This window comes from Planktotalea sp., from assembly GCF_039984035.1.
Taxonomy (GTDB): Bacteria; Pseudomonadota; Alphaproteobacteria; order Rhodobacterales; family Rhodobacteraceae; genus Planktotalea.
Genome location: NZ_JBDWVM010000079.1, coordinates 1 through 4,488, shown reverse-complemented (window position 1 = coordinate 4,488; position 4,488 = coordinate 1). Strand labels below are relative to the sequence as shown.

Annotated in this window: 5 protein-coding genes; 1 reads left to right on the top strand and 4 read right to left on the bottom strand. The window is 53.7% G+C overall.

Translation table 11 applies throughout. The features are described from left to right. Window positions 1-237: hypothetical protein (locus ABJQ89_RS03610; protein WP_348494904.1), on the top strand; the 237-nt coding region annotated here is incomplete at its 5' end. On the opposite strand, the gene ABJQ89_RS03605 is transcribed toward ABJQ89_RS03610, so the two are convergent. The 4 genes from ABJQ89_RS03605 to ABJQ89_RS03590 form a co-directional block, all read right to left on the bottom strand. Continuing rightward, window positions 238-1,080, bottom strand: coding sequence for an ABC transporter permease (locus ABJQ89_RS03605; RefSeq protein ID WP_348494903.1), 843 nt, complete (start codon window positions 1,078-1,080; stop codon window positions 238-240). 31 nt (window positions 1,081-1,111) lie between these two features. Beyond that, window positions 1,112-1,777 (bottom strand): ABC transporter ATP-binding protein, encoded by a 666-nt coding sequence (locus ABJQ89_RS03600; protein ID WP_348494902.1) that lies wholly within the window; start codon window positions 1,775-1,777, stop codon window positions 1,112-1,114. Between the two features lie 9 nt (window positions 1,778-1,786). Then, entirely contained in the window at window positions 1,787-3,295 is a 1,509-nt protein-coding gene (locus tag ABJQ89_RS03595; RefSeq protein ID WP_348494901.1) for a capsule biosynthesis protein, read from the bottom strand. A gap of 30 nt (window positions 3,296-3,325) precedes the next feature. After that, on the bottom strand, window positions 3,326-4,488 hold a 1,163-nt coding region (locus ABJQ89_RS03590; RefSeq protein ID WP_348494900.1), incomplete at its 5' end, for a glycosyltransferase family 4 protein.

The window sequence follows — 4,488 nt, the reverse complement described above, 5'->3', positions numbered from 1 at the left end:
CGCGATGTGTTCGTGTTCAATGAGGGCGATGATGTCATCACAGATTTCGCACTGCTGACAGATCGACTGGCGTTGGACGCTGATCTATTGGGCGGTGCGAGCGCCGATGTGGCAAGCGCCCTTAGTTATGCGGAAGTTGTGAGCGATGGCATTCTATTCGATTTTGGCACCGATACTCTGATGCTCAACAACCTTGTGAATATTCAATCGCTCACGAACCTAATCGATATTGTGTGATTAGCGTTCCATGCTGTCGCGGAATGTGCGGCGCAACAAAGACAGGCCGACCACCAGGCACACCAGAGCAATGGAATAGACATAGGTGTGCGAAATGTAATCCGCTGTATAGGTCGGGTAAAACGCTTTGCGCGCTTCGCTGACCACATGCACCAACGGGTTCCACGATAGGTAGTCCCGATAGGGTTGAGGGATGGACTCTGGGATAAAGATCACCCCTGAAATCAAGACAAGTGGTCGGTTGATGACGCTCCAAATAGGTTGCCAGAATGGGTAACGCGAAATGAGAACGCAGTTTAGAACGCCGATACCTAACGCCAAAGTCGCGGCCATAGAGTAGGCAGACAGTAAATACGTCAGCTGCAAGACTGTCCGTGTGTCCATCGTCATCAGAATGATGAGGAAAATAATATATGAGACGAGAAGTTGGGTGAGCAGTGCGAGTACAAATCTTGCGACGATCGCGTCTAGATAGGTGACGCGCGGATAGGCCAACAATTGCCTCGAGAAATTGACGGCTTGGGACACAACATTTGCTGGATTGCTGTAGCAGAAAAAGACCAGAAAGCCCGATGCATAAAAGATCGGAAAGTTCGTCCCTAATCGGGGGGAGCGAAAGCCAGCTGAAAAAATCGCCACCATAACGCCAATCGCCAGCACAGGTTCTGCGATGGCCCAAATATAGCCCCCCGGTGACCGTCCATACGTTGTCGACATTTCCCGTAAGATCAGCGCGTAAATCGTGCGGATGGACCCAAAGGAGGGAATATTGTTAACGCGCCGCAGAGACTCGGGCGAGGCGGCTTGTGACTTGGGTTCCAGCGGTGGAGCGGGTTGCGTCATGATTGCGATGCCCGATTATGTAAAGGGAGATTCATTTGAGTCCCTTTGACATATTATGTTCGTGCTGCGCGATGGCTTCTTCGATGTCTTCAAAGTAGGTCAGTGTTCCGTTTTCCAAAATAGCGCCGGCGTTGCACATCTGGCGCATTTGACCGACCGAGTGGCTGACAAAAATGGCGCCAGAGCTTCTCATGCGTTCGTTAAAGACATCACGGCTTTTCTGGATGAAATTTGCATCACCAACGGCGGTCACTTCGTCGATCAGATACGTATCAAACTTTAGCCCCATATTGATCCCAAAGCTGATGCGGCTGCGCATGCCCGAGGAATAGGTGCGCACGGGCACATCGAAATGATGGCCAATCTCAGCGAAATCACGCACGAATTCTACAAGCGCATCTGTGTCGACACCGTAAATTCGGGCAACGAAACGCGTGTTCTGCGCGCCAGAGAGGTGGGGATGCATCGAACTCGCAATGCCGACGGGAAAGGAAATTGATCCGGTTGTCAGCACCTCGCCGGATGTGGGTTCAGTGGTGCCCGCCAGCAGCTGCAAAAGCGTTGATTTTCCCGCGCCGTTGCGCCCCATCAAACCAACAGAGACACCTGTTGGAAAGGTGAAGTTGATGTTGTTTGCGACCGTTTTGCGCACACCATTGGTGTAAAAGGTCTTGGTCAAGTTTCGAAGCACGATCATGGCAACGCCCTACCGTCGATCGCGGAACGAATAGCCGGTCAAAAGCAAGATGGCCCAAGCGAGAAACGCAAACAGACTGAAAAAGAGTGTGGTCAGTAGGCGTTCGGGTTTTTCAGCAGACTCTGGTAGAGTTGGCTGGATATGAGCCGCCAAATAGCGGCTTTGGCGACGCGATTCATTAATCGCTGCATCTAACGCGGCTTGGGCTGCTTTGTAGGATGTTTCGGCAAACTCCAGATCAACAGCGAGAATTTCGTATTCTCCGATGAGATCGGCAAATGCATTGTCATCTTCGTCCGTCGCTGACGAGCCTTGGCCAAATTTGGTCTGCTCTTCTGCGATACGCTCTTCAATCACCGTGATCCGTTGACGGACTTGTTTTAAGCGCGGATCGTTTTCAGTGGTCGTGCGCTTCAAGAGGTCAAAGTCGATGAGTGTTTGTGCGAGCTCGGACTGCAAGGAGGTCAGGATGCCCAACTGGCTCGTGATGCTGGCAGAAGGGTCGATAATCTGGGTGCGATTTCGGAAACGTGTCAGCGCGGTGCGTGCCTCTTTGAGGCGCTCAACTGTTTGAGTGAGCTCGTCGCGTGCATATTGCGTGCCATCTTCCCGGGCGATTGCGCTCAAGCGGTTAATCATTTGAAGGCTTTCGTCGAAGATCGTCATCGCGATCAACTGCGCGTCTTCAGGCGTGAAGGCTTGCACCTGTAAATCAATCAAACTGGTGCCGCTGTCCGCAAAGACATCGACCATCGTGTTCCAATAATCGGTGATATCCTCGATAGTGCCGCCGGGTTCATAGGCGAAGACAGGATCGTATTCTACATTGGGATGGAGCCAAAGTTTTTCGAGATCCAGACGTTCATTCACCGCAGCAACCAATTGCTGGCTCTCAATGAATTGATAGAGGATATCCGTGTCCGATGAGGACGAGCCGGAGAGTTCAGCGACGCCGCCGAGCAGCTCAAAAGCAGAGCCTGTTTCCTCGGTGCGGACCGAGAATCCCATGTAAGACACATATCGATCGGTCGCTCGTTCATACATGTACCAGCCAACGCCCGCGGTCGGCAGCACGAAAACCAGCATGAACGTAAACAAGATGAAGTAATGGCGCCCGCGCATGGTTGCAGGCTTGGCGGGAGGAATGCGTGGTGCCGCGTTTGCACCGCCTGCCGGGCCTGCGTTTTGTGGGCCATTAGGTGCTTTTGGCGCTGCTGGCGGCGGAGGCGTTTTTTGCGCAGGAGCCTTTGCCGCTTGATTTGCAGCGGCGATTTTGGCTTGAGTTGCTTTGTTTTCGGCTTCGAGAAGATCGATTTGCTTTTGAAGCCGCGCCTTTTTCAGGTCTTCAACCTTGGTGACCATTTCAATGCGTTCTTCGCGCGCCTTTTGGGCCGCATTTTTTGCGGGCTCTTTAGCGTCGGTTTTTACGGCATTCTTCGTGGCGTTCTGACGTGCTTGCGGTTTTTCGTCGGGTCGCACGACTTTTGCCGTTTCAGGTTCGGATAGCTTCTTGTTCAACGAATTTTCCACCGAAATCTAATAATATACTTAATCTAATGACCTTCGTTGGCTTTGACCAGAGATTGTGCTTTCCAGCAAGTCCTTGATTTGTTTGGACCAGACTTTGGGCGAAAAGTGGGCGTTATATGCCGCGCTTATTGTGTTGGAATGCGCGATAGGATCGTTTTGATAGCTGTGCAGTTTAGGTATCATGATACCTGCCGCCTGAATTGGATCGCGTGGATCAATCATCGCGGCCAAGGGATGCGCAGAGAGAATTTCGCGGCTCCCGCCGATATCTGGCATAAAGATTGGCAAGCCTGATGCGAATGCTTCGAGCGCGCCGAGCGACATGCCCTCGTAGTGCGAGGTCATGAGATAGCCATGTGCGCGGCGCAGCTCGGGCGTGACGTCGGAAACCGGCCCTTGAAATGTGACGCGGGCCAGTGCCGCTGGCGGGAGTATTTTCGCAAACCTGGCTTTGAGCGCCGCTGAATCTGTACCAGTGCCCAGCAAGGTCAGGCAGGTTTTTTCGGGCAGCGCGCCAAAGATACGGGCCGCTGCATCAAGGTTTTTTTGTGGGCTATCGCGCGTTGTCATGACCAGTCGCAGATCATCGGAGGGCGCAACGGGCGGAAAATCGAGCGTCGAGGCGACGTTAGGAATGGTGTGGCATCTGTGACGCGCGAGCGGTAGGCCGTCAAAGCTTTGGCGGTCCAGTTCTGACAGAAACACAATGTCGAGCGGCGCTGTTGCGCGTAGCAACAAGGTCTCAATGGCGCGCATGACACGGGCGCTTTTTCGGGACCGTCCCAGAAAGGGGCTGCCATGAAATGTTATGAGTAAAGGCGCGCCGAAACGAGGTAGAAGGCGTGACAAAAGGACAGGCAAGCGGGCTTGGGCCCAGATAACATCGGGAGGATCGCGCCGCAGTGCGCCATGCAGGGCACGCCATCCTTTGAAAACCTTGAACGGGTTCAACGAACTGGACAGCGCGGGTAGTCCGACATGGGTGACGCCAAGGCCTTTGGCAAAGCTGTAGCCGCCTTCGTCGGGTTCGGAAATAACGGTGATCCGGTAGTTTTGGGCCGGGTCATTTGTGAGGGCCTGACACATTTGTTCGATGTGGCGCGGCACGCCCGACGGGCCAGCATCGCCGCCGAGCAAGACCAGATGTGGGCGCGGATTGCTCATAATCGCCCCGCCAGTGC

What these genes read in the sequence shown, in the direction of transcription:
- ABJQ89_RS03605 (WP_348494903.1), bottom strand. Translation starts at nt 1,080, where the DNA reads ATGACGCAACCCGCTCCACCGCTGGAACCCAAGTCACAAGCCGCCTCG.
- ABJQ89_RS03600 (WP_348494902.1), bottom strand. Translation starts at nt 1,777, where the DNA reads ATGATCGTGCTTCGAAACTTGACCAAGACCTTTTACACCAATGGTGTG.